At 66.2% G+C, this 22,794-nt stretch carries 15 protein-coding genes; 6 read left to right on the forward strand and 9 right to left on the reverse strand.

What is annotated here, in order from left to right; genetic code table 11:
* Nucleotides 1–40: 40 nt before the first annotated feature.
* From C8267_RS06130 to C8267_RS06140, 3 genes are read right to left on the reverse strand one after another with little or no spacing between them, the layout of a single operon-like run.
* Nucleotides 41–1,546 carry a DUF6850 family outer membrane beta-barrel protein gene (locus tag C8267_RS06130; protein WP_106634034.1) on the reverse strand — a complete coding sequence of 502 codons (1,506 nt, stop codon included), beginning with the start codon at nt 1,544–1,546 and terminating at the stop codon, nt 41–43.
* Nucleotides 1,543–2,787, reverse strand: a complete 1,245-nt coding sequence (locus C8267_RS06135) for a DUF4876 domain-containing protein (RefSeq protein ID WP_106634035.1) — start codon at nt 2,785–2,787, stop codon at nt 1,543–1,545. Before C8267_RS06135 ends, C8267_RS06130 begins: the two co-directional genes overlap by 4 nt.
* A 4-nt stretch (nt 2,788–2,791) precedes the next feature.
* Entirely contained in the window at nt 2,792–5,644 is a 2,853-nt protein-coding gene (locus tag C8267_RS06140) for a TonB-dependent receptor (RefSeq protein ID WP_106634036.1), read from the reverse strand.
* Nucleotides 5,645–6,008: 364 nt separating this feature from the next.
* Between C8267_RS06140 and C8267_RS06145 the strand changes: the two genes are divergently transcribed.
* A complete protein-coding gene (locus C8267_RS06145; RefSeq protein WP_106634037.1) occupies nt 6,009–7,670 on the forward strand; it encodes a putative transporter in 1,662 nt (553 codons plus the stop codon).
* Between the two features lie 90 nt (nt 7,671–7,760).
* Here C8267_RS06145 and C8267_RS06150 read toward each other — a convergent pair whose 3' ends face one another.
* The 6 genes from C8267_RS06150 to C8267_RS06175 all read right to left on the reverse strand — a co-directional run bounded on the left by C8267_RS06150 (nt 7,761) and on the right by C8267_RS06175 (nt 16,244).
* Nucleotides 7,761–9,083, reverse strand: coding sequence for a mechanosensitive ion channel family protein (locus C8267_RS06150; protein WP_106634038.1), 1,323 nt, complete (start codon nt 9,081–9,083; stop codon nt 7,761–7,763).
* A gap of 91 nt (nt 9,084–9,174) precedes the next feature.
* Complete coding sequence (locus tag C8267_RS06155; protein WP_106634039.1) at nt 9,175–9,756, reverse strand: NUDIX hydrolase; 582 nt, start codon at nt 9,754–9,756, stop codon at nt 9,175–9,177.
* A gap of 387 nt (nt 9,757–10,143) precedes the next feature.
* Nucleotides 10,144–12,732 (reverse strand): OstA-like protein, encoded by a 2,589-nt coding sequence (locus C8267_RS06160; RefSeq protein WP_106634040.1) that lies wholly within the window; start codon nt 12,730–12,732, stop codon nt 10,144–10,146.
* Nucleotides 12,733–12,742: 10 nt separating this feature from the next.
* Nucleotides 12,743–14,149: a peptidylprolyl isomerase gene (locus C8267_RS06165; RefSeq protein WP_106634041.1), complete on the reverse strand. Its 1,407-nt coding sequence runs from the start codon at nt 14,147–14,149 to the stop codon at nt 12,743–12,745.
* 161 nt (nt 14,150–14,310) lie between these two features.
* Nucleotides 14,311–15,192, reverse strand: a complete 882-nt coding sequence (locus C8267_RS06170; RefSeq protein ID WP_087362293.1) for a hypothetical protein — start codon at nt 15,190–15,192, stop codon at nt 14,311–14,313.
* A gap of 56 nt (nt 15,193–15,248) precedes the next feature.
* On the reverse strand, nt 15,249–16,244 hold the full coding sequence (locus tag C8267_RS06175; protein ID WP_106634042.1) for a CPBP family intramembrane glutamic endopeptidase: 996 nt from the start codon (nt 16,242–16,244) through the stop codon (nt 15,249–15,251).
* A gap of 491 nt (nt 16,245–16,735) precedes the next feature.
* Here C8267_RS06175 and C8267_RS06180 point away from each other — a divergent pair, with 491 nt between their 5' ends.
* The 5 genes from C8267_RS06180 (at nt 16,736) to mnmE (ending at nt 22,744) form a co-directional block, all read left to right on the forward strand.
* Nucleotides 16,736–17,548 (forward strand): ParA family protein, encoded by an 813-nt coding sequence (locus C8267_RS06180; RefSeq protein ID WP_087362295.1) that lies wholly within the window; start codon nt 16,736–16,738, stop codon nt 17,546–17,548.
* 170 nt (nt 17,549–17,718) lie between these two features.
* On the forward strand, nt 17,719–18,594 hold the full coding sequence (locus tag C8267_RS06185; RefSeq protein ID WP_087362296.1) for a ParB/RepB/Spo0J family partition protein: 876 nt from the start codon (nt 17,719–17,721) through the stop codon (nt 18,592–18,594).
* A gap of 6 nt (nt 18,595–18,600) precedes the next feature.
* Entirely contained in the window at nt 18,601–19,776 is a 1,176-nt protein-coding gene (locus tag C8267_RS06190) for a DUF5683 domain-containing protein (protein ID WP_106634043.1), read from the forward strand.
* Nucleotides 19,777–19,779: 3 nt separating this feature from the next.
* Nucleotides 19,780–21,162: a lytic transglycosylase domain-containing protein gene (locus C8267_RS06195; RefSeq protein WP_106634044.1), complete on the forward strand. Its 1,383-nt coding sequence runs from the start codon at nt 19,780–19,782 to the stop codon at nt 21,160–21,162.
* 4 nt (nt 21,163–21,166) lie between these two features.
* Nucleotides 21,167–22,744, forward strand: coding sequence for a tRNA uridine-5-carboxymethylaminomethyl(34) synthesis GTPase MnmE (mnmE, locus tag C8267_RS06200; RefSeq protein WP_106634045.1), 1,578 nt, complete (start codon nt 21,167–21,169; stop codon nt 22,742–22,744).
* Nucleotides 22,745–22,794 lie beyond the last annotated feature (50 nt).

Genomic DNA, 22,794 nt, shown 5'->3' on the forward strand with positions numbered 1-22,794 from the left:
AAGTTAATCAATATTCGGTATTTGTCAAAACATGCGCAGTTCAGAAGTTGACGCCCCCGCTCAAAACGCAGCGCAGGCGGTAGGGCTGCGGGATGGTCCGCAGCGCGAAGCCCCGCTCGTAGCGCCCCGCGAGGTCGACGTAGCAGCGGCCGATGTTGCAGCGGAGCCCCGCCTCGACACCGAGCCGCGGTGCGGTGCGGTACTCGACCTCCCAGGCGCGCAGCTCCTCCTGCCGGTCGGGGTAGCTCCCCGAGACGAGGTCGCTCTCCAGACGGAGCTCCCCGGCCGAGGAGTCGCCCCCGCTCACGTCGGCCGCCGCCAGCAGCTCCCAGCGTCCGAAGCGCCGCAGAGCGCGCAGCGAGAGGGAGAGGCGGCGGAGGCGCTCCCGGCGCACCTCGGGATAGATGAGCGTCGAGCGTTCGGAGAGCTCCTCCCAGCCGAGCGTCGCGCGCAGCTCGGTGCGCGGGGCGAAGAGCTCGTACTCGAGCCCCGCCTCGAGCAGCCGCCGGCCATAGAGAGGCATCGAGCCGTAGAGGCGGGTGGTGGTGATGTTGCCCTCGCTCTCGCGGACGAGGATGTTCTCGCGGCTCAGCTGCAGCCGCCGGCCGAACGAGGCCCGCACGCGGTGGCGGTGCGCCCCGCGGTCGAACCGCACCACGGCGCGGAGCTTCATCCACTCCCCCTCGAAGGTGTGCCAGAGGACCCCCTTCTCGCCCGTCTCGCCGCGCGAGCGGCCCGCCTCCCCCTCGACGAAGAGGGCGCCGTAGCTGAGTTGCAGGGCGCCTCCGAGCAGCATCTCCCGCACGGGAAAGCCCGAGATGCCCTCCTCGGTGAGGTGCAAATCGCCGCTCTCCCACTGCGTGCGGATGCCGTAGGCGAGCCCCTTGTCGAGGAAGACCTCGTAGGAGGCGGCCGAGCTGCCCACCTCCTCGGCCTCGATGCGCTCGCTGTTCTTGGCCAGGCGGAGCGCCGCACCCGCGGCGAAGCGGCCCGCACGGTAGAGGATGCCGGGCGCCACCTCCACGTCGAGGCGCTTGTTCTTGTGGCGCAGGTCCTTGCGCTTGGCGTAGTTCGCCGCCGTGAAGTCGGCGCGCAGGCCGACCACCCACCGCTCCCCCACGGGGACGGCCACGCCCCCCGTCAGGTCGTAGCACTCACGGATTTTGCGCCCGGGGGTGAACTCCACCAGGTCGACGGGATAATAGCCCGGGCGGATGAACATCGAGCCCGACATGTTGCGCCCGTCGAAGTAGTCGTAGCCGAAGCCGCCGAAGAAGGAGATGCGCTCGAGGTGGCGCACCGAGCGCGTTGCGGCGCCCGCCTGCCAGCAGTTGTCCGAGCCCGAGCGGTCGACCAGCGCCCCCGACTCGTGCCCGACACGGAGTCGGGCCACCGAGCGGCTCACCGTGTCGCACCGCACGCCGGCGGCGTTGACCCCCGTGAGCCAGGGGCTGTCGCGCTCGAAATCCCCGTAGCGCATCTGGGCCCGGGCCGGAGGCAGGGCCGCGAGGAGGAGCAGCAGAAGAAGCAGCGGAAGCGGTCTCATGGCTCGTCACGCAGCGATTGGGTCGCACGCTCGTAGAAGTCGTCCGACGAGTTGTTCGTATCCTGATAGATGGCGTAGCCGGCCGCCTCGGAGGCCTGCTCGTCGAGCCGGCGGTGGAGCGTCCGCCCGAGCGGCAGGCCAACGAAGGTCACCGCCCCGGCGTCGATGTCCGAGCGCAGGCGCTTGGCGTTGGTCGTGCCCGTGGCGTCGAAGACCTCGACCCCGTCGATGAGCCACTCCCACGGAATCTTGGTATAGGAGAGGCTCCCCCGCACGATGAGCGACTGCCCATCGTCGGCCAGGTAGCCCTCGAGGTCGAACCCCTCGGGGGCGCGGTAGAGGATGACGGCCGGCGAGTTGTTCGAGATGACGTAGACCTTGGCCAGCCCCGTCTTCTTGAGCAGGCGGAGGTGGCGCGCAGGGTCGATGCGGTCGCCCGGCACGGGGTGCGAGCGCGGGTCGGGGTAGTAGGTCTCGTTGTAGCAGACGAAGTAGCCCTCGCCGTTGAGGTTGACCGAGAGGGGGTAGGTGGCCGTATGGTCGACCGCCCCGTTGAGCGCCACCACGGCATCGGCCCCCGGCGCAAGCGGGAAGTCGCGGCCCGAGCCCGGGAACTGCCACACGGCGTCGGGAACCGAGGCGTAGTCGCGGAAGAGGATGCCTCCGTCGGGGGCGAGGCTCGTCCAGTAGTTGCCCGAGGCGCCCTTCGAGTTGTAGGGGTCGACCATCCCCAGGCAGAGGCCGTCGAGGTAGCGGGTCTCGGAGTCGTTGTTGTGCAGAATGACGTACTTGTCGTAGACGTAGGAGCCCGTGGCGGGGGTTGCCGGGCAGCCGCCCGTATAGATTTCGCGGATAACGATGCCGCCGGGGCGCACGCAGCGCAGCTCGAGCTCCGCGACGGCCTCACCGCCGGCCGTCAGGCGCAGCTGCTCGACGGCGCCGTTGAAGAGCGTCTGACTGTCGGCGCGGTCGCTCACCGCCAGCGCGTAGAGGCCGTTGGGCATGCGGAAGCTCGCCTCGCCCTGCGCATCGGTCCGCGCCGTGTAGCGGTTGCCCGACTGCCGGTCGGTGGCCGTCACCTCGACCCCCTCGCGGCACCAGGAGGCATGCTCCCCGGGGTAGCGGAGGCGCACGGTAAGCCGGCCCAGCACCCCTTCGTAGGGGTTTGCCTCATCGAGGGCGGTACAGGCTGCAAGCAGCAGGCCGCAGAGCAGAAGAAGAAGTGAAGTGCGTCGTATCATAGCATCAGAATTTGAACCGCACCGTCAGCCCGTAGTAGAACTCGGGGGTGAAGATGGACTTCACGCCTGTGGCCCGCGAGGTGACATAGCGGCGGGAGTTGGTGAAATTGTTGGCGTAGAACGACACCGAGACGTGGTCGCCAATCTCCTTGGTGAGGCTCAGATTGGCCGAGAAGTAGGGGCCGTAGCCGTCCGCGTCGTAGCTCCGCGTGTTGGCCGAGCGGAGGATGAGGCTGGCAAAGGCGGGGTCGGAGGCCTCGGCGTCGGTGAAGGGGTGGCGCCGCCCCTCGAGGTCGAGGTAGTAAATCGGGCGGACGGCCGTATAGCTCCCTCCGTCGTAGATGGAGCCACCCGTGGGGCTCTTCTCCTCGGTGACGTTGTAGGCGTACTCGCGGCCGAGGTACTCGGAGAGGTTCTGCGAACGGCGCATCAGCGTCGCCTCGAGGCGCAGCGTAACCACCAGCCGGATGGCGGGGATGTGGGTGGTCGCCGTCAGGTTCAGGTCGAGGCGGTCGGTCTCGCGGCCGTTCCAGGTCGTCACGGCCGAGCCGCCCGTACCGGCATAGAGGCCCACGTAGGGGTAGAACTCCCCGCCCGAGGTAACCGAAGGGTAGTAAGCCGCCTCGAGGTCGTCGACATAGCGCGTATGGACGTAGGCGCCGTCGAGGCGCAGCTGCGTGCGCAGGGGGTTGATTTGCGGGAAGTCGACCACCAGTTCTAGCCCCGCACGGTCGACCGGCGAGCGGTTCTCCTGGCGGAGCGTGCGGGCGAAGGTGCGGCGCACGGAGGAGCTCTGCATGGCGACCCACCCCGACGCGGGGTTGTCGGCGTCGCGGACGAAGAGCTCGCCCGTCTGCTCGTCGACCTTGAAGAGCGGATGGACGGGCAGCGTGTAGGGGTTGCCGTCGGCATCGGTGGCCGGGAGGGTGCTCATCCGGTAGGAGAAGGGCTCGTAGCCCGTCACCAGCTCGTAGGGGTACTTCGTCCGGTTGAAGTAGCCGGCCAGCGAGAGCCGCGTGGCCCCCAAACGCAGGTCGACGCCCAGCTCGATGTTGCGGTTGCGCTGCCAGCGGAGCGACTCGTTGTAGAGTACCGCATAGGGGTGCGTATGGTAGAGGTAGATGTTCTGCCCGGCGGAGGTGGTGGCGCTGAAGACGCGCGTGTCGAGGTATTGGGGCTGCGGGTAGAGGATGTTGAACGAGGGGAGCTTCTCGGTCGTGCCCCAGCCGGCGCGCAGCGTCAGGCGGTCGTCCAGCCGGAAGGTGAGGTTCAGACGCGGCGAAAGGCTCTGCGCACGGTCGTAGCGCGAGGTGCGGACCCACGTCTTCTCGGCGCGCAGCCCCGCCATGAGCTGCAGCGAGGAGCGCTCGCCCAGCCGCAGGGTGAGGAGCTCCTCAACGTAGGCCGCGAGGTTGTGCATGTAGGGGACCTCCGAGAAGGGCCACGGGCGGTAGTCGGCCGCCGAGAGCGCCTCGTCGGCGTAATAGAGGCCGCGCCCCACGTTGCCGTCGGCCCGCCAGGCGAGGCCCGCCTTGGCGTGGCTCCGCAGCCGTCCCCAGCGGCGGACCCACGTCGCCTTGAGCGAGGCGGCGTAGTCGAGCTGCTTGGAGTCGACGCACTGCGTGGCGTAGTAGCTCGTCGGGAGCATCACGGCCAGGTGGTACCCCTCCTGCGTGGCGTGGACGGCCGGCTGCGGCGTGGCGCTCGACTCGTAGCTGTGCGTCCGGTCCAGGCGGTCCTCGAAGTCGAGCGAGGCCGAGAGCTCAAGGTCGGTCAACCACGGGCGGTTGAGCAGCCAGCGCAGCGAGGCGGTAGCCCTGAGGGCATTCTCGCGAGCCCGCTGCCACTCGCCCATCTCGGCATCGGGGTCGTCCTTCGTATCAAGGCCGCCGATGTTGCCCGTCACTCCGGCGTCGAGGCGCAGCACCCCGGCGAAGGTGCGGCGGAAGGAGAGCGAAAGGCCCGTGCGCGAGTAGGCCGTATAGGGCGAGACGGGGTTCTTCGTGGCGCGCGTATACTCGACGCTGCCGTTCACCACGCCCCGCTCGCCCCCGAGGTCGAAGCCCTTCGAGGCGGCAATCTGCTTGGTGTGGGGATTGGACGAGAGGAGCAGCATCCAGGGGGTCAGCCCCTTGCGCGTGGTGATGCGCACCAGACCCGACCCCAGGTCGCCGTACTCGGCCGACGGGACGCCCGTTACGACCTCAACCGCCTCGATGGAGGTCGAGGCGATGTTGCGCGTCGGCGCCCCCGCCATCCCGTCGAACGACGAGTTGGTCGAGAGGCGGAGGCCGTCGACCTCGACGGCCGTCGCGAAGCCGGCGTTGCCGCTCGAAACGCCGCCGTCGCGCAGCGAGAAGCGGAGGTCCTGCGTCAGGTCGGGGTTGACCGTCTTGCCGCCCGGCAGCAGCGCCGCCACGTCGGCGGCATTCATCATCTGGAGGTGGTCGATGGCGCTCCCCTCGATGCGGCGCGAGGTGGTGACGGCCTCCTGCTCCTGCGTGGCGGTCACCACGACGCTCTCGAGGCGCAGGCTCTCCTCCTCCATCCGCAGGTCGAGTTCGGGGGTCGACTCCCCCACCTCGATGTCGTACTGCACGGCGACGTAGCCCAGGCACGAGAGCGCGAAGCGCTGGAGTCCCGCCGGGACGCGCCGCAGCGTGAAGCGCCCCTCGCTGTCGGCCACGGCCCACAGCCCGCAGACGGGCAGCTCGACCACCGCCTGGGCGACGGGCTCGCCGCTGCCCGCCGAGCGGACGCAACCCGAGAGGTCGACCTGCTGTGCCCCGGCCGCCGCGGGGCGGAGGGCCAGAAGCAGCAGGGCGAAGAGCATCGGCAAGAGTCTGTTCCGTTTCATGAGGCACACGTTGCGAGGAGCTCCACCCGCCTCCGCGCCTCCCGGTCCGGATTCGGCTGCCGGGGTGATGCGGGAGGGATGCACGGCTCCCATTCCGGGTGCAAAAGTAGGCCGCCCGTCCGGGGCGGACAATCCCCACAATCGGGTATTTGCGGCGCCGGCACTCCCACAAAATGCCTATTGGCCCCGCATGCGGCTAAAAAAGAAGCGGTGCTTGCGTGCAGGACCGAACGCAGAACAACGCATTGACACAGAGCGCAATCCGGCATACAGGCAATGTTCCGTCCGCAGAAAAACGGACCAAAAAACGCCACTTTCCCGAAAATTTGCCCTACTTTTGCGGCAGACAACAAATTCGCAACGCATGGAATGGCTCACTAATCTGTTCGTCGAACACTCGGCGCTGCAGGCCGTCGTCGTGATTTCGCTCATCTCGGTCCTCGGCATCGGACTGGGCAAAATCCGCATCGGCGGCATCTCGCTCGGCACGGCCTTCATCTTCTTCGTCGGCATTCTGGCCGGCCACCTCGGCCTCTCGCTCGACCCCTCGATGCTCATCTACGCCGAGAGCTTCGGACTGATTCTCTTCGTCTACGCCCTCGGACTGCAGGTCGGCCCCGGCTTCTTCAGCTCGCTGCGCGCCGACGGCATGCGGCTGCTGCTGCCGGCCGTCGGACTGGCGCTGCTGGGCACGGCACTGGCCGTGGGGATGAGCTACGCCTTCGGAGTCTCGATGCCCGACATGTCGGGCATTCTCTGCGGTGCGACGACCAACACCCCGGCACTCGGCGCCGCGCAGCAGACCCTCCAGCAGCTGGGGCTCGACGCCAACGGCGCGGCGCTGAGCTGCGCACTGACCTATCCGCTGGGCGTCGTGGGGGTCATTCTGGCGATTGTCTTCGTGCGGAAGCTCTTCGTGCGCCCCTCCGACCTGCCCAAACCCGACGCTCAGCACAAGAAGGATGTCTTCATCGCCAGCTACCACGTCACCAACCCCGCCATCTTCGGCAAGAGCGTCCACGAGGTGGCGGCCCACAGCCACCACCGCTTCGTCATCTCGCGCATCTGGCGCGAGGGCAAGGTCTCGATTCCCACCTCGGACAAGACGCTCCAGCAGAACGACATCATCCTGGTGGTCACCTCGCCGGCCGACGTCGATGCGCTGCGGATGATTTTCGGCGAGCAGGAGCAGAAGGACTGGAATACGGGCAAAATCGACTGGAACGCCATCGACAGCCAGCTCATCTCGCAGCGCATTCTGGTCACGCGCCCCGAAATCAACGGCAAGAAGCTCTCCTCGCTGCGGCTGCGCAACAACTACGGCATCAACATCAGCCGCGTCTACCGCTCGGGCGTGCAGCTGCTGGCCACCCCCGACCTGACGCTCCAGCTGGGCGACCGTCTGACGGTCGTGGGCGAGGCGGCGGCCATCCATAACGTCGAGAAAATCCTCGGCAACGCCGTCAAGAGCCTCAACGAGCCCAATCTGGCGGCCGTCTTCATCGGACTGATTCTCGGTCTGGTGCTGGGAAGCATCCCCGTGAGCATCCCGGGCATCAGCATCCCCGTGAAGCTGGGTCTGGCCGGCGGCCCCATCATCGTGGGCATCCTCGTCAGCACCTTCGGACCGCGGCTCCACATGATTACCTACACCACGCAGAGCGCCAACCTGATGCTCCGCGCACTGGGGCTCTCGATGTATCTGGCCTGCCTGGGGCTCGACGCCGGGGCCCACTTCTTCGAGACGGTCATGCGTCCCGAAGGGGCGCTGTGGCTGGCGCTGGGCTTCGCCATCACCTTCGTGCCGACGGTTCTGGTGGCCATCTTCTCGCTGCGCGTGCAGCGGCTCGACTTCGGCTCCATCTCGGGGCTGCTCTGCGGCAGCATGGCCAACCCCATGGCGCTCAACTACGCCAACGACACCATCGAGGGGGACAACCCCTCGGTATCGTACGCCACGGTCTACCCCGTCTGCATGTTCCTGCGCGTGATTATCGCCCAGGTCATCCTGATGCTCTTCCTCTGACGGACCGGCATACACGAATACAGCACGGCCCCGCTTCCTGCATGAGGAGCGGGGCCGTATGGTGTCTGCCTCCCGGGCCGAGGGACCGGGTCAGCTGCCGAGCGATTCGTCGCCGGCCGGTGCGGGGGAGTTCTCCGCAGACTCCTCCCGAGCATGGGAGACCTCCTCGCCGAGCCGCCCGATATCGCTGCCCGCCGGGCTCTGGAAGACCCGCAGCCCGAATTCGGGAATAACGGCCAGCACATGGTCGAAGACGTCGGACTGAATCCGCTCGTAGGTGACCCATTCGACCGTGTCGGTAAAGAAGTAGAGCTGCATGGGGAGGCCCGTCTCGGTGGGCTGCAGCTGCCGCACCATGAGCGTCATGCCCCGGTTGACGGGGACCTCGGCGCGCAGGTAGCGCTCCAGATAGGCGCGGAAGACCCCCAGGTTGGTCTGGTGCAGGCCGTTGATTTTCCATGAGCCGGGGGCGATGCCGTGTGCGGCGTTGTACTCCTCGACGCGCTGCTGCGTGGAGTCGATGTAGTCGCGCAGCAGGTCGATTTCGCGGTAGCGGGCCAGCATCTCGGGGGTGCAGAAGCGCACGCTCGTCATGTCGATGTTGACCGAGCGCATCACACGCCGGCCACCCGACTGCTGCATGCCGCGCCAGTTCTGGAACGAGTCGCTCACCAGCAGGTAGGGCGGCAGCGTGACAATCGTGTTGTCCCAGTTACGGATTTTGACCGTCGTGAGCGAGACCTCCTCCACGCGGCCGTCGGCCCCGTATTTGGGCATGGCAATCCAGTCGCCCACCTGCAGCATGTCGTTGGCCGAGAGCTGGATGCCCGAGACGAAACCGAGGATGCTGTCGCGGAAAATCAGCATGATGACCGCCGCCGAGGCGCCCAGTCCCGTGAGCAGGAAGGCGGGCGACTTGTCAAGCAGGATTGAGACGATGAGAATCACGCAGATGATGGCGACGATGCCCTGAGCCGTCTGCCGAAGCCCCTTGATGGGTTTGTTCTGCCAGGCGGGGCGGTGCGAGACAATGTGGAAGGCGGCTCCGATGAGCGCGTTGACCAGCCGGAAGAAGGCCACCACTATGAGTATCTCCAGCACGCGCAGCGTCAGGCGCTCGGCGTCGTGGCCGATGAGCACCGCCGGGGTGACGCTGTAGAGCAGGATGACGGCCGCAAGCTGGCAGAGGCGCCCCATGACGTGGCCGCTGAAGAGGACGTCGTCCCACTCGACACGCGTGCGCGAGACGATGTGGCGCACGCCGCCCACCAGCAGCAGCCGGCACACCAGGTAGAAGAGCAGCGCCAGCACCACCATCAGCAGGAAGGCGGCCCACTGTTCGGCCCCGGCTTCGGGTGCGAATCCGAGTCGGACGAGCAGCGCGTCGACCCATCGTTTGATGATATGTTCCATAGTTGTTCGTTTATCCCTCGCCCGGCAAAAACCGGGCTATGTTTTTCTCGGCCCCGCGGCCGTGCGGCGCCCCGTCCACGGGCGTGTCGGGCTACCGCTGCGCAAGGCAGGGGAGCAGCAGCGGAACCTCCGACTCGAAGTTGGGCGTCAGGATGCCCCGCCCCATCGCCGCACGCAGTTCGTCGAGGCTCCAGAAGCGGCCGCCGTCGAGCTCGCGGCTCGGCCGCACCTCACCGTCGTAGCGGCAGCGGTGGACGTAGACCAGCTCCTGCTCGCGCTCCGAGCGGAAGACGTAGCTCCGCACGAACTCCGCCTCGAACGACTCGAGCCCCAGCTCCTCGCGCGCCTCGCGCCGCAGCGCCTCGTCGATTGTCTCGCCGTAGGCCACATGGCCGCCCACGGCCGTATCCCACCGTCCGGGCTGGATATCCTTCCAGGCGGGGCGCTTCTGAAGGTAGAGCCGTCCGTCGGCGTCGAACAGGTGGAGGTGGACCACCGGATGGAGCAGCATCGAGCCGCCGTGGCACTCGCGCCGCCGGGCCGAGCCGATGACGCGCCCCGAGGCATCGACCACGGGGAAGAGCTCATCGCCGTTGTCACCCGCCTGTGCAGCAACGCCCGGGGCCGCATGCTCCGCCTCCGGGTTCAGGTCCGTATCAATCTTCGTATTCATCGTCTTTACTGGTTATTATCTCCACACCGCCCGCCGGGTATCCGCCGTCAGTTGCAACGTCAGCGCCTCTGCAGCACAGCCGCCGCACCCGAGCCCGGCTCCCGTCCACCGCGCCGCCTCGGCCGGGTGGAGCACCTCTTCACGGCCCCCCGGGAACGACTCGACGGCAATTTTTACCTCGCCGGGGACACGCTCCGTTCGACGGCTATTTTCCGCTTCCCCCGCCGAATCCGGAAACGGCTCGACGGTTATTTTTACCTTCCCGGGTACACGCTCTACCCGACGGCTTTTTCTCTCCTTCTCTCCCCCCCCACCCCGCCGGATACGGGAACGGCACGAACACGACGCCGGAGCGCGCATCCGTGCCGACAGCCCTGCCGCTGCGGACTACAGACGGGGGCCCGACTCGCGGGGCTGGCCCACCTCGTAACCCAGCGTGCGCATCCAGTCGACGGTCTCCGAATCGACGTGGTCGTTGCGGTCAATCCACCGCCGTTCCTCAATCAGGCGCCTCTTGTGCTCCTCGAGGGCGCGGTGGATGGGGAAGTCGGGCTTCGGAAGCTCACCGCACGCCGCACGCCGCGACGGACGGATGTGCCGGTCGAAGACGTCGCGCTGCGTCGGCCGCCGCGCCCCCTCCCACTTGAAGCCCTTGAGCTCGAGCGACTGCTCCTCGGGCACCTTGTCCAGCGGGTAGAGCGTCCAGACGGGGTTGATGCGGTAGATGATGTTGACCACCTGCTTCTCTTCGAAGAAGAAGGAGATGTTGCCGCTGTCGAGCACCATCACGCCGGTGATTTCGCCCCCCTCGCCATCCTGCATGTAGTAGATGGTCTGGGCATTGCCGTTGACATCGTTGCGGTAAATCTGGTTGTCGCGGAAGAAGGCCGTCATCTCCTTGCCCGCCACCTGATTGTAGTGGAGCGTGTCGAGCTCGCTCGACATCATGGGGCTGCCAATGAATTCGGCGCGCGTAAGCTGCCGGTTGGCCGTATAGACATCCATCACGTCGGAGACCACCTGGTTGTTCTCGTTCCAGAGCACGGGCGAGAGGTAGAGGTGGATGGTCGAGTCGCGGCTGATGGAGGTAAGCGAGTCGCAGACCGACTGGAAGTCGGTGCGGTAAATCTTCACGTTGTGGAAGGCCTTGACCAGGCGGTACATGCTGTCGACCTCGACGGCCACCGAGTCGGCGCCCTCCGACGCGAGCGAATCGGCCGGCAGCCCCTCCTCCCTGCCGTGCGGAAGCGAATCGACCAGCAGCGAGTCGGCCCCCCTGCCGCCCGTTGAGTCCACGCTCTTCTCGAAGATGCCCAGCAGCGAGTCAAGATGCAGCAGCTCCGTCGAGTCGAGGCGCGGCGTACGTCCTTTGCGGGCGGCGCGCTCGACACGTTCGCGCAGCTTCTTCTCGACCTTCTCGCGGCGGGCGAGCAGCCGCTCGCGCTCCTTCTCCTCCTGGGCGCGGACCATCTCGACCCGCTTGGCCTTGCGCCTGGCGGCGATTTCGTCCAGAATCTTCTGCTTGGCCTCGTCGGCGGCCGCCTTGCGCGCCTCGCGCTCCTTGCGGGCCTCCTCCTTGCGCTGCGCCTTCAGCTGTTCGGGGGTAAGCTGCACGCTATCGGCCGCCAGCGAATCGGTCACCAGCGAGTCGACAGTCAGCGAGTCGGCACCCGGCGCTGCGACGAGCGAATCGGAGGCCGGGGCTTTGTTCCCGGCGGCCGACGCATCGGGAGCAGTCTCCGAAGCAGCCGTCACCTCGGCAGCCGGCGCAGCGGCGGTCGAATCGCGGAGGGCGCCGAGCTGCTCCTCGACCTGTGCAGCGGCGCGCTCGCGGCGCGAGCCGCCCCGGCCGGGAGCCGTCGAGAGGGAATCGGGGGCCTCCGTACGGCGTTTGACCGAACCCTGACGGGCCGCACGCATCGAGTCGGCCGCAGCGGCAGCCTGCTGCAGCGCGGCGAGCGAATCGAGGCGCGCCCGCTCGGCGGCAGCAGCCGCGTCGGCCGCATCCTGCGAAAGGGTGCGGGTGAAGAGGTAGATGGAGTCGCTGCGCATGAAGAGCGAGTCGCCCTGCGAGAGGTCGTAGTTGACCAGCGCGGGGCGCCGCGTCAGAAAGGCGTTGCCCGGCTCCTTCCAGTATTCGCCGTAGTCGCCGAAGGCGAGGTTCTTGTGCTCCGTATCGTCGAGCTGGATGTCGTGCCGCAGGATGGCGTGGCCATGCGGACGGTAGTAGTCGATGCTGTCGCTCCAGACCTCCTGCTTCTCGGTGAGGATGTAGCCGTTGCGCGTGACGGCATAGAGCGTGTCGGCCTGCTCGTAGCGGCCCCGGTCGGCGTAGAGGTAGTCCCCCTCGCGGTTCCAGATGTGGGTTCGGTCGAAGAAGTAGGCGTTGTCGGTGGCCATGTTGTAGACCACCGAGTCGCCGCGCAGCTCGTACTCGTCGTTGCGCATCTCGACCCGGTCGACGCAGACCAGCTCCTTCGTGTCGGCGTAGTAGTAGCCGCGCTCGGCCTCGAGCTGATTCTCGCGGTTGACGAGCACGCCGCCGCCGTCGAATTCGCCCACGTTGTCGAGCGTGTTGAAGAGGAAGCTGTAGGTATAGAGCGTCGCGTCGCCGTCGACCACCTTGATGATGTCCGAAAAGACCTGTGCCTCGTTCACCTCGCCGTCGTAGAGGGCGCGGTCGCCGTAGATGTAGGTCGTGTTCTTGTTGATGAGGACGTTGCCGAAGAACTCGATGCGCATGTCCGAATAGCGCACGGCGCTGTCGCAGGTGATGACCGCGCCGTTGTGCTGCGCGGCGAAGTTGCCCACCAGGAAGATGACCGAGTCGCCCGGCGAGACGGGACCCGAGACGTCGGACTTGAGGTTGATGATTTTCATCTCGCCCTGCGGGGCGGGCTGCGACGGAGCGCCCCCCTGTGCGAAGAGGAGTCCCACGACGGCGACCGCCGCTGCTATGGAGAGAAACGTGCGCACGGTCGCGAAGTTATTTTACCCAGTGTTTGTTCTCGAAGGCCCCGCCGCGGAACTCGGGGTCGATGTAGACGTACATGCCGTCGATTTTCTTGGTCAGCCACTCGCGGAAGGCCTTCTCCTGCTTGGCCGTGAGGGCCATCTCCTCCAGCCGCAGGTAGTCCTCGTTGAGCGAGGCGACGTGCGTCGGGATAATCTGCACCAGCTTGACCACCTTGGCCATCTGGTTGCCCATCATGTCCTCCGTGAGGTAGGCGTCCGAAATCTCGCCCACGTGCAGGCGGCTCAGGGCGTTGTAGTCGTCGAGGCTCTTGTAGCGGCCGAAGTCCTCCTTGAGGAACTTCGTCACGGTGAGCTTGGCGTCGAAGGCGTTGAAGCGCTCCAGCACGTCGTGGTTCGAGACGATACCGCCGTTCATCTTCGACGAGGCGTCGTCCGAGTAGCGCAGCGCGGCCTGTTCGAAGGTGATGGAGTCGCGGCGAATCTCCGTCACCAGGCTGTCGAGGAAGTTGAGCTCCGTGGAGAGCTCGTCAGTCGTATAGACCGGACGCAGCAGGATGTGGCGGAACCGGTAGATGTTGCCACGCTTCTCAAGGGACTGGATGATGTGGAAGCCGTACTGGGTCTCGACCACCTCCGATATCTGGCCCGGCTTGAGCTCGGCCAGCGCGTCGGCAAAGGCCTGGTCGAGGCTGGCCAGCGGCGTGGGCTCCATCTCGCCGCCGCGCATGGCCGTACCGGGGTCCTGCGAATACATGCGGGCCAGGTTCTCGAACTTGGCCTGCCCGGTGATGACGCGCTCGCGCAGGTCGAGCAGCCGTTCACGCGTACGCTGCTTGGCCTCGGTCATCGTGCGGGGGAAGCGGGTAATCTGCGCATAGACATACTGGTCGGCGATGAGCGGAAGGCTGTCCTTGTCGATGTGCTTGTAGTAGCGCTCCACCTCGCCCGGGATGATGGACACCTTGTTGACCACCTCGGCCTGCATGCTGCTGGCGTAGGCCTGCTCCTCGTAGCGCTGGCGTAGAATCTCGCGCAGGTTGAAGATGGGCATGTGGTGCTTGGCCTCGAGTTTGGGAATCGAGCCCTCCTCGTCAATCATGTTCTGCAGCTGCTCCTCGACGCGCGTCTGGATGTCGGCGGCGCTGATGTCCACCGAGTCGATGAGCGCCTGGTTGTAGAGCAGTTTCTGGGTGAGCAGCGCCTCAAGCGCCTCGTTGTGGGGGTCGCGGTCGGTCGTGTAGCCTTCGGCCAGACGCTGGGCGACCATGTTGCGCGCATATTCGTCGACCTCGGAATAGAGAATCGACGAGCTGCCCACCACGGCCACCACCTTGTCGAGCATGACCTGCTGTTTCTGGGCCCTGAGCCCGGCTGCGGCAAAGAGCATGACCGTCAGCAAGAAAACCTTTTTCACCATATGTTGCATGTACATTTTTTCGTTCTTCATTTCGTCCGGGTTGCACCGGGCCTCCCGCCATTTCGTCCGGGTTGCCCCTACCGCAGCCCCGTCCTCAAACGCTTTGCCGCGGCATTCGGTCCTCACCGGTGTTCCTTTCCCTCAGGCCCCCCGGGAGCGGGTCACTCGTCCGCCGCCGCTTCGGGCAGGTGCAGTTCGCCCTCCTCCGAGGCGCGCTTGTAGAGCTCCTCCTCGTGGCGGCGGATGATTTCACCCTGCCGCTGCGTGAAGAGAATCCGGCGGATGGTAGCGCGGACACGCTCCAGCGGCGAAGTCTCGCCCGCGCGGCAGACCCCCTCGAGCTGGAAGTAGTAGCGCGAACGGTTGTCGCGCATCTCCTGCACGCCGTTCGAGGAGAGCAGCGCATCGTAGTTCTGCGTGCGGAGCGTCGGCAGATGGCTCAGGAACTCCTGGTAGTCAACCCAATCGCCCTTGAAGTCGGTCACCTCGAACTCGTTCTTCGCGCAGATGTCGCGGAAGTCCTGCTGCTGGGCCGGACCGCTCGACGACATGAGGCTGCGCAGCTTCTGCGCCTGGCGGTAGCCCGTCGGGAAGCGGACAATCCGGCCGCGTACCAGCGTACGGTCGAGCCGGAAGTCACCCTTGTGGGCGTTGTAGTAGGCAGCTATCTCCTCGGGGGTGAAGGCCGTGTCGAGGTTGCGGTCGACGTAGTGCTGCTCGAGCTTGCGGATGAGCAGCGCCTGGCGGTAGGCCTCCACCTGTTTCTCGATGCCCCCCACCGAGTCGGAGAAGAGCACCTCGGCCTCGTCCAGCTTGAGCTGCTGCTTGACCCAGCGGTCGATGAAGAGCTTCATGAACGCCACGCTGTCGTCGCCCGAAACTCCCTGGGGAAGATTCGCAACGGCTTCGCGCATACGCAGTTCGTGCTCGCCGGCACGGGCAAGCACGGCATCGCGGTTGAAGACCCCGGGGGTCTCCTGACAGCCCGCGACGAAGACAACAAGAAGCGCACAAAGCGCCGTTCTGACGGTCAAACGTTTCATCGAGAAGGCAAAGATACGGTTTTTACCCGTAACTAACGCACGCGCCGCACAGATTATTACGCCGCATTCCGTTTTTTCTCCGCACGCTCCTCTTTCTCTTCGCGCGAGAGCATCGACAGGGTCCGGCAGACCATGAAACCCGAGACGAGGAAGACAAGCAGCGCCAGGGTGTAGAGCAGCGCATAGACCGTGCGGTTGCCAATCATGTCGGAGAGCATCTGGTTTTCGCGTCCCATGGCCAGCATGAGGTAGGCCACGCCGTTGTTGAAGGCGTGGAGGATGATGGCGGGCCAGAGCGAGGCGGTGCGGATGTAGACGAATCCGAGGATGAGGCCCATGATGATGGCGTTGACCATGACGGCCGGGTAGATGTGCACCACGCCGAAGATGAGCGACGAGATGAGCCAGCCGGCCACCACGCCGTAGCGGGCGCGGGCCGATTCGAGCAGCACGCCGCGGAAAATCACCTCCTCGAAGAGCGGCGCCATCACCACCAGCGTCAGCAGCGACCATACGCCGCGGCCGTAGACGTTGGGCACGGCGGGCAGCAGCTCGAGCAGGGGCTCGATGACCAGCGAGGTGGCGAAGACGAAGAGCACGCCCCAGAGCAGCAGCACGGGGTCCAGCCCCCGCAGCGAGAAGCGCGCCACGATGCGCGGACCGCCCCGGCGGGCGCGGTAGATGAGGAAGGCGACCAGCGTGAAGGCCATTGCCACGCCGTAGGTCAGGGCGTTGAAATGCGAGACGGTAATCTGCTCGCCCACGCGCACCGCCTCGTCGGGCGAGTCGAGCAGCGAGGTGTCGGGCATCGGCACACCGGCCAGCAGCGCCACGCCGAGCGCCACGGCCTGGGCGATGAAGAAGATGCCGAAGAAGACCAGCAGGTCGACCACCGTGGGGAAGGTCGAACGGCGACCGGATGCGGGGGCCGGCGCGGCTGATTGCGCGGCGCCGGTATTCGGAACGGAGGTCTGCGGGGCGGCGTCGGAGCGGGTCGTCGTCCGGGGGTTCTGCGGCTCGCCTGCCGGAGCCCCGTGCTCGGTTTTTGCCATGGTTGTATGGAATTTTTCGGGTAAAGATAATGCAAGTCGCGGGCAAAAGCAAGCACTTTTCTCAATTTGCGGCATCTCGTACCGCACCGTCGGTGGTGTCGGGGCGCGCCACAAGCCGCCTGGCGCGGAACCCCAACGGCACGTCCGGCGCGGAACTCCGGCAGCAGCCCGGCGGCACGCCCGGCACAGAGGGTGCAGCGTCCCCGGCGCAGTGGGGTGCAGAGTCCCGGCGGGACACCCCGCTCGGAACACCGGCAGCAGCCCGGCGGCATGCCCGGCACAGAGGGTGCAGCGTCCCCGGCGCAGGGGCGCAGCGGCACGCCTCCGGGAGAGCCGCCGAAGACGTCGCGCCCCGCCGGGAGCGGGGTCGCTCCGGGCTCGCGGATGATTCTCAGCGTATTGGAGCCGGCGTGCGACGCATTTTTACGGCACGGTGATGGAATTCCGCGGAAAATCACTAAATTTGCCCGATTGTAATTGTGAACGGAAACATGGGAAAGGTAATCGCTTTGGCCAATCAGAAAGGCGGCGTGGGCAAGACGACCACGGCCATCAACCTCGCGGCCTCGCTGGCCCTGCTGGGCAAGAACGTCCTGCTGCTGGATGCCGACCCGCAGGCGAACGCCACCTCGGGGCTGGGCTTCGACATCGACCTCGAAGGCATCTACGAGTGCATCACCGGCTCGCGCAAGGCCTCGGAGGTCATCCTCCAGAGCCCCGACATCAAGCGGCTGTGGCTGCTCCCCTCGTCGATTGACCTGGTGGCGGCCGACACCGAGCTGCCGAAGATGGAGAATGCCCACCACGTGATGAAGCGGGTGGTCGACGAGGTGCGCGACCGCTTCGACTACATCTTCATCGACTGCTCGCCCTCGCTGGGCTACACGACGGTCAACATCCTGACGGCCGCCGACTCGGTGCTCATCCCCGTGCAGTGCGAATACCTCGCGCTCGAGGGGCTCTCCAAACTGCTCAACACGCTCAAGAAGGTGAAGAGCGGGCTCAACCCCGGGCTCGAAATCGAGGGCTTCCTGCTGACGATGTACATGCGCAACCGGCTGAACAACCAGGTGGTGAACGAGGTGCGGCAGCACTTCGGCGATTTGGCCTACGACACAATAATCCAGCGCAATATCCGTTTGGGAGAAGCCCCCTCGCACGGCAAGCCCGTCATGCTCTACGACGCGAGCGCCACGGGGTCGGAGAACTACCTGACGCTGGCGCGCGAGTTCCTCAAGCGCAACCGTCCGGCTCAGGAGGCTGCCACGGAGCCATCCGGCGAGGAGGCCGCGCAGCAGCAATAGCCCGCCCGGAAGGGGCCGGAGCCCGGAGGCGGGAACCTCCCGCGCAGAGAGGAAAGCCGGAGCCGGAAGACGCCCACCGCAGAGAGGGCCGCGCACCGGATAAGGCCGCACCGCCCGTACAGAGGCGCCGTACCGCCGCAAGAAGTACCGAATACAGAAAACAGACGATAATGAAACCACAGAAGGGATTAGGACGCGGGCTGGACGCCATCTTCGGCGCCGAAAAGCTCGACGTCAAACTCAAACCGATGACCGAGATGGCCGAAATCGCCGTCGCGGACATCATTCCCAACCCCACGCAGCCCCGCACGCAGTTCGACGAGGAGGCGCTCGACGAACTGGCCGACTCGATTCGCCAGCTGGGCGTCATCCAGCCCGTGACGGTCAAGCGCGCCGAGGGAGGCAAATACATCCTCATCAGCGGCGAGCGCCGCTGGCGTGCGGCCCAGCGTGCCGACATTGCCACCCTGCCGGCCTACATCCGCGAGGTGGACGACGAGAACCTCCACGCCATGGCCCTGGTGGAGAACATCCAGCGCCAGGACCTCAACGCCATTGAAATCGCGCTGGGCATGCAGCGCCTCATCGACGAGTGCCACCTCACGCAGGACGCCCTCTCGGAGAAGGTGGGCAAGAAGCGCTCCTCGGTGTCGAACTACCTGCGCCTGCTCAAGCTCCCCGACGAGGTGCAGCTCGCCCTCAAGGAGGGGCTCATCTCGATGGGCCACGCCAAGGCCATCGCCGGGGCGCCGGCCGAAGAGCAGCTGCGCGTGCTGAAGCGCTGCGTCAAGAAGGGGCTCTCGGTGCGCCAGGTCGAGGAGCTCGTGCGCACGCTCTGCGACGAGGCATCGCGCAGCAAGGAGCCGGCGGCCGACGAGGAGGAGTATCCCGAGAGCTACTCGCGTCTGGTCGAGCAGCTCGAGAAGCTCTTCACGGAGGACATCAGCATCAAACGCTCGAAAAACGGCGGCGGCAAAATCGTCATCGGCTTTGCCGACGACCGCGACATCGAAAACTTCCTCGAACGCTTCGGCAAACGCTCCTGAGACCCCATGGCGGCACTTCGGTTCAAAACGGCGCTGCTGGCGCTTCTCGCACTCCTGCTCGGCTCGACGGCCGCGGCCCAATCGCCGCTGCGAAGCAAGCGCGGCCCCCGCACCATCGTGCGCGGTGGCATGTTCCAACGCGCCGATTCGCTGCAGCTGCGCGCCGATTCGCTCGCCCGGGCGGCTCTGGCCCGCGAAATCGACTCGATGCTGGCCGCCGACTTCACGGCCGACTCGCTCGTGGTCACGGCGCTGCGCACCGACGACATCGCCCGCACCGACTCGCTGCTGCGCGACTCGCTCTCGGGCCGCCGCTCGCTGCTGGCCGCCGACTCGACACGCCGTCGCGGCTGGCTGATGAGCGACTCAATGTCGCTCTCGAAGGTCTGCTGGCTCTCGACCGTGCTGCCCGGATACGGCCAAATCTACAACAAGCAGTACTGGAAGCTGCCGATTCTCTACGGACTGGTGGGCGGCGGTCTGGCGCTCTACATCAACGAGAGCCGCACCTACAAGCCCCTGCGCCGCAAGTTCGACGCCATCACCGACGTGAGCATGGTCCGCACGCCGGAGCTCAACGCACTGCAGCAGAAGATGATACGGAGCAACACACGCCGGCAGCTCTACCTCGGCATCACGATTGCCTCCTACATCTACTTCATCGGCGACGCGGCGGTGAACTACTCGACCAACGAGGTCTCGAACGTCAAGAAGGCGACCACGCTGGCCTGCATCTGTCCGGGTGCCGGCCAGATTTACAACAAGAGCTACTGGAAGGTGCCCTTCGTGGTGGGCGGATTCGCCACGCTGATTTACTGCATCGACTGGAACAACCGCGGCTACCAGCGCTTCAAGAAGGCCTACAGCCTGCGCGCCGACTACGACAACCACCCCGAGGCCTACCCCAACGGCTCGACCGACGAGTTCGGCGGCCGCTACTCGGCAACCTTCCTCAAGAACCTCAAGGACAGCTACCGCCGCAACCGCGACCTCTGCATCATCATCACGGCGGGTCTCTACGTGCTCCAGATTATCGACGCGCACGTGGATGCCCACCTGAAGGACTACGACATTTCGGACGACCTCTCGATGAACCTCGAGCCGATGGTCGACTATACATACGTTCCGACGGCAAGCGGCCACCGCCCCGTCTTCGGATTCAACCTGAGCCTGAATTTCTAATCCATGAGAATCTTCGCAACACTGACGCTGCTGGGCCTGCTGGCCGGGACCGCAACCGCAAACACCCTCGACCGCAAACCCCGCAGAAAACGCTCCACGAAAACCGAGCAGACCACCCCGCAGCCCGCCCAGGAGAGCCGGCCGGCCGCCCCTGCCCCCGCGGAGCCCGAACCCGAAGATTCGTCCCTGGCAAAGCGCACCCCGCGCACGTGGTGCGACACGACGGCATCGCGCGACCTCACCCCGCAGCAAATCGACTCGCTGGCGGCCGTATGGCAGGAGCAGCGGCGGCTGGAGGCCTTCGAGAGCTTCTTCCGGGAGTTCGTCGCCGACGTGCCGGCAGGCGAAGAGGCGCCGGGCGACTCGCTCTACGTCGAGCGGCTGCGGGCGTTGGCCTCACCCATCGAGCTCCCCTTCAACGCCATCGTCAAGGGCTACATCAACCGCTATACCAGCTCGCAGTACGGCACGATGAGCCGCATCCTGGCCATGTCGCGCTACTACTTTCCGCTCATCGAGGACGAGCTGCTGCGCGAAGGGCTCCCCATCGAGCTGCGCGCGCTGCCGATTATCGAGTCGGCCCTCTCGACGACGGCCGTATCGCCCATGGGGGCCGTCGGACTGTGGCAGTTCATGCCCACGACGGGCAAGAGCTACGGACTGGAGGTCAACTCGCTCGTCGACGAGCGGCGCGACCCGCTGCTGGCCACCCGCGCCGCCTGCCGCTATCTGAAGGACCTCTACAACATCTACCACGACTGGACGCTCGCCATCGCGGCCTACAACTGCGGCCCGGGCAACGTCAACAAGGCCATCGCCCGCTCGGGCGGCAAGACCTTCTGGGACATCTACAACTATCTGCCCCGCGAGACGCGCGGCTACGTTCCGGCCTTCATCGGCGCGACCTACGGCTACGCCTACCACCGCCAGCACGGCATCGAACCGGCCGAGACGCCGCTGCCGCTGGCCACCGACACGCTCCACGTCAACCGCATCCTCCACCTGGGGCAGATTGCCTCGACCATCGACATCCCGCTCGAGACGCTGCGCGAGCTCAACCCGCAGTACAAGCTCGACATCATCCCGGCCACGACCAAGAGCTACACGCTCACGCTGCCCCAGCGCAGCGTGGCCGACTACATCGCCCACGAGCAGGAGATTTTCGCCAAGGATTCGGCCTATCTGAAGGAGTACATCAATCCGGCAAACCTCGACAAGAAGCGCCAGCAGCGCACCGGCACGGTCTACGTCGTCAAGCGGGGCGACACGCTGGGGGCCATCGCCCGCCGCTACCGCGTCACCACGGCCCAGCTGATGCGCTGGAACGGCATCCGAAATGCCCACAAGCTGCGCATCGGCCAGCGGCTCCGCATCGAAGGGAGGTAACACCATGCTTCACGACCACGATACCATTGTCGCTCCGGCCACCCCGACCGGCGGAGCGATTGCCGTCGTCCGCGTAAGCGGCAGCGGGGCCATCGAGACGGTGGAGCGCATCTTCCGGGGACGCCGCCCGCTGAGCGAGGCGGCCGGCTATACGCTCCACCGCGGCACCATCAGCGACGGCGCACGGCTCATCGACGACGTGCTGGTCTCGCTCTTCCGCGCCCCGCACTCCTACACGGGCGAGGACTCGGTCGAGATTTCGTGCCACGGCTCGGCCTACGTCGTCTCGGAGATTCTGCGGCTGCTGCTCGACGCCGGGGCCCGCATGGCCACGCCCGGGGAGTTCACGCTGCGGGCCTTCCTGGCCGGCAAGCTCGACCTGGCGCAGGCCGAGGCGGTCGTCGACCTGATTGCCTCCTCGTCGAGGGCCGCCCATACGCTCGCCGCAGGGCAGCTGCGGGGCGGTTTCTCGAAGCGGCTCGACCATCTGCGCGGGGAGCTACTGCACCTCGCCTCGCTGCTCGAACTGGAGCTCGACTTCTCGGAGGAGGATGTGGAGTTCGCCGACCGGCGGAAGCTGCGCTGCACGATGGAGGAGATTCTGTCTGAGATTCTTCGTCTGAGGGGCTCCTTCGCGCTGGGAAGCGCCCTGAAAGAGGGCATTCCGGTGGCGATTGTCGGCGCGCCGAACGTCGGCAAGAGCACGCTGCTCAACCGGCTGCTGAACGAGGACAGGGCGATGGTCTCCGAGATTGCCGGAACGACACGCGACCTGATTGAGGAGCAGACCGTCATCGACGGCGTCCGCTTCCGCTTCATCGACACGGCGGGCATCCGCGCGACGGACGACCGGCTCGAACGGATGGGCATCGAACGCACCCGTGCCGGCATCGCCCGCGCCCGCATCGTCGTGCGGCTTGTCGACGCCACCACACTGGCACCGGCCGACTCCGCCCGGACAGAGGCTGCGGCCAATCCTCCCCACACACATTCAGCCACCGCGGCCGGCGACAACACGGCAGCCGCCGGCACCCATGTCAATGCTGCGGCGGACAACATCGCGACAGCCGCCATCTCCGACACACACAATGCCCCTGCGGCGGGGAGCCAGACCGCACCCGAAGGAACGACAGCCGCCACCGCCCGTGACGCACACGAAGACGGGGCCACGCTGCGGCTTCCCGAGCCCGAGTTCACGCTGCGGCCCGAACAGCGGCTGCTCACGGTGGTCAACAAGCTCGACATGCGCCCCGGGGTGACGCTGCCCGAGGGGGTCATCGGCATCTCGGCCAAGCGGGGCGAGGGCATCGACCTTCTGCGCCACAGGCTGCGGGAGCAGGTCGACACGGCGGCACTCGAACAGGGCGACACGGTGGTCTCGAACGGCCGCCACTACGAGGCGCTGACGGCGGCCGAGCGAGCGCTCGAGGAGGCGCTGCGGGGCTGCGACGCGATGCTCACGGCCGACCTGCTGAGCGAGGAGATTCGCCAGGTCATCTTCCATCTGGGCACCATCACGGGTCAAATCACCACGGACGAGATTCTTGGAAATATCTTCTCAAAATTTTGTATTGGCAAATAAGAGCTATATCGGCTCAAAAACGAACAAGGCGCTTCGGAGGAGCGCCTTGT

Origin of the sequence: Alistipes sp. Marseille-P5061 (genome assembly GCF_900290115.1) — a bacterium.
GTDB classification, from domain to species: Bacteria; Bacteroidota; Bacteroidia; order Bacteroidales; family Rikenellaceae; genus Alistipes; species Alistipes excrementigallinarum.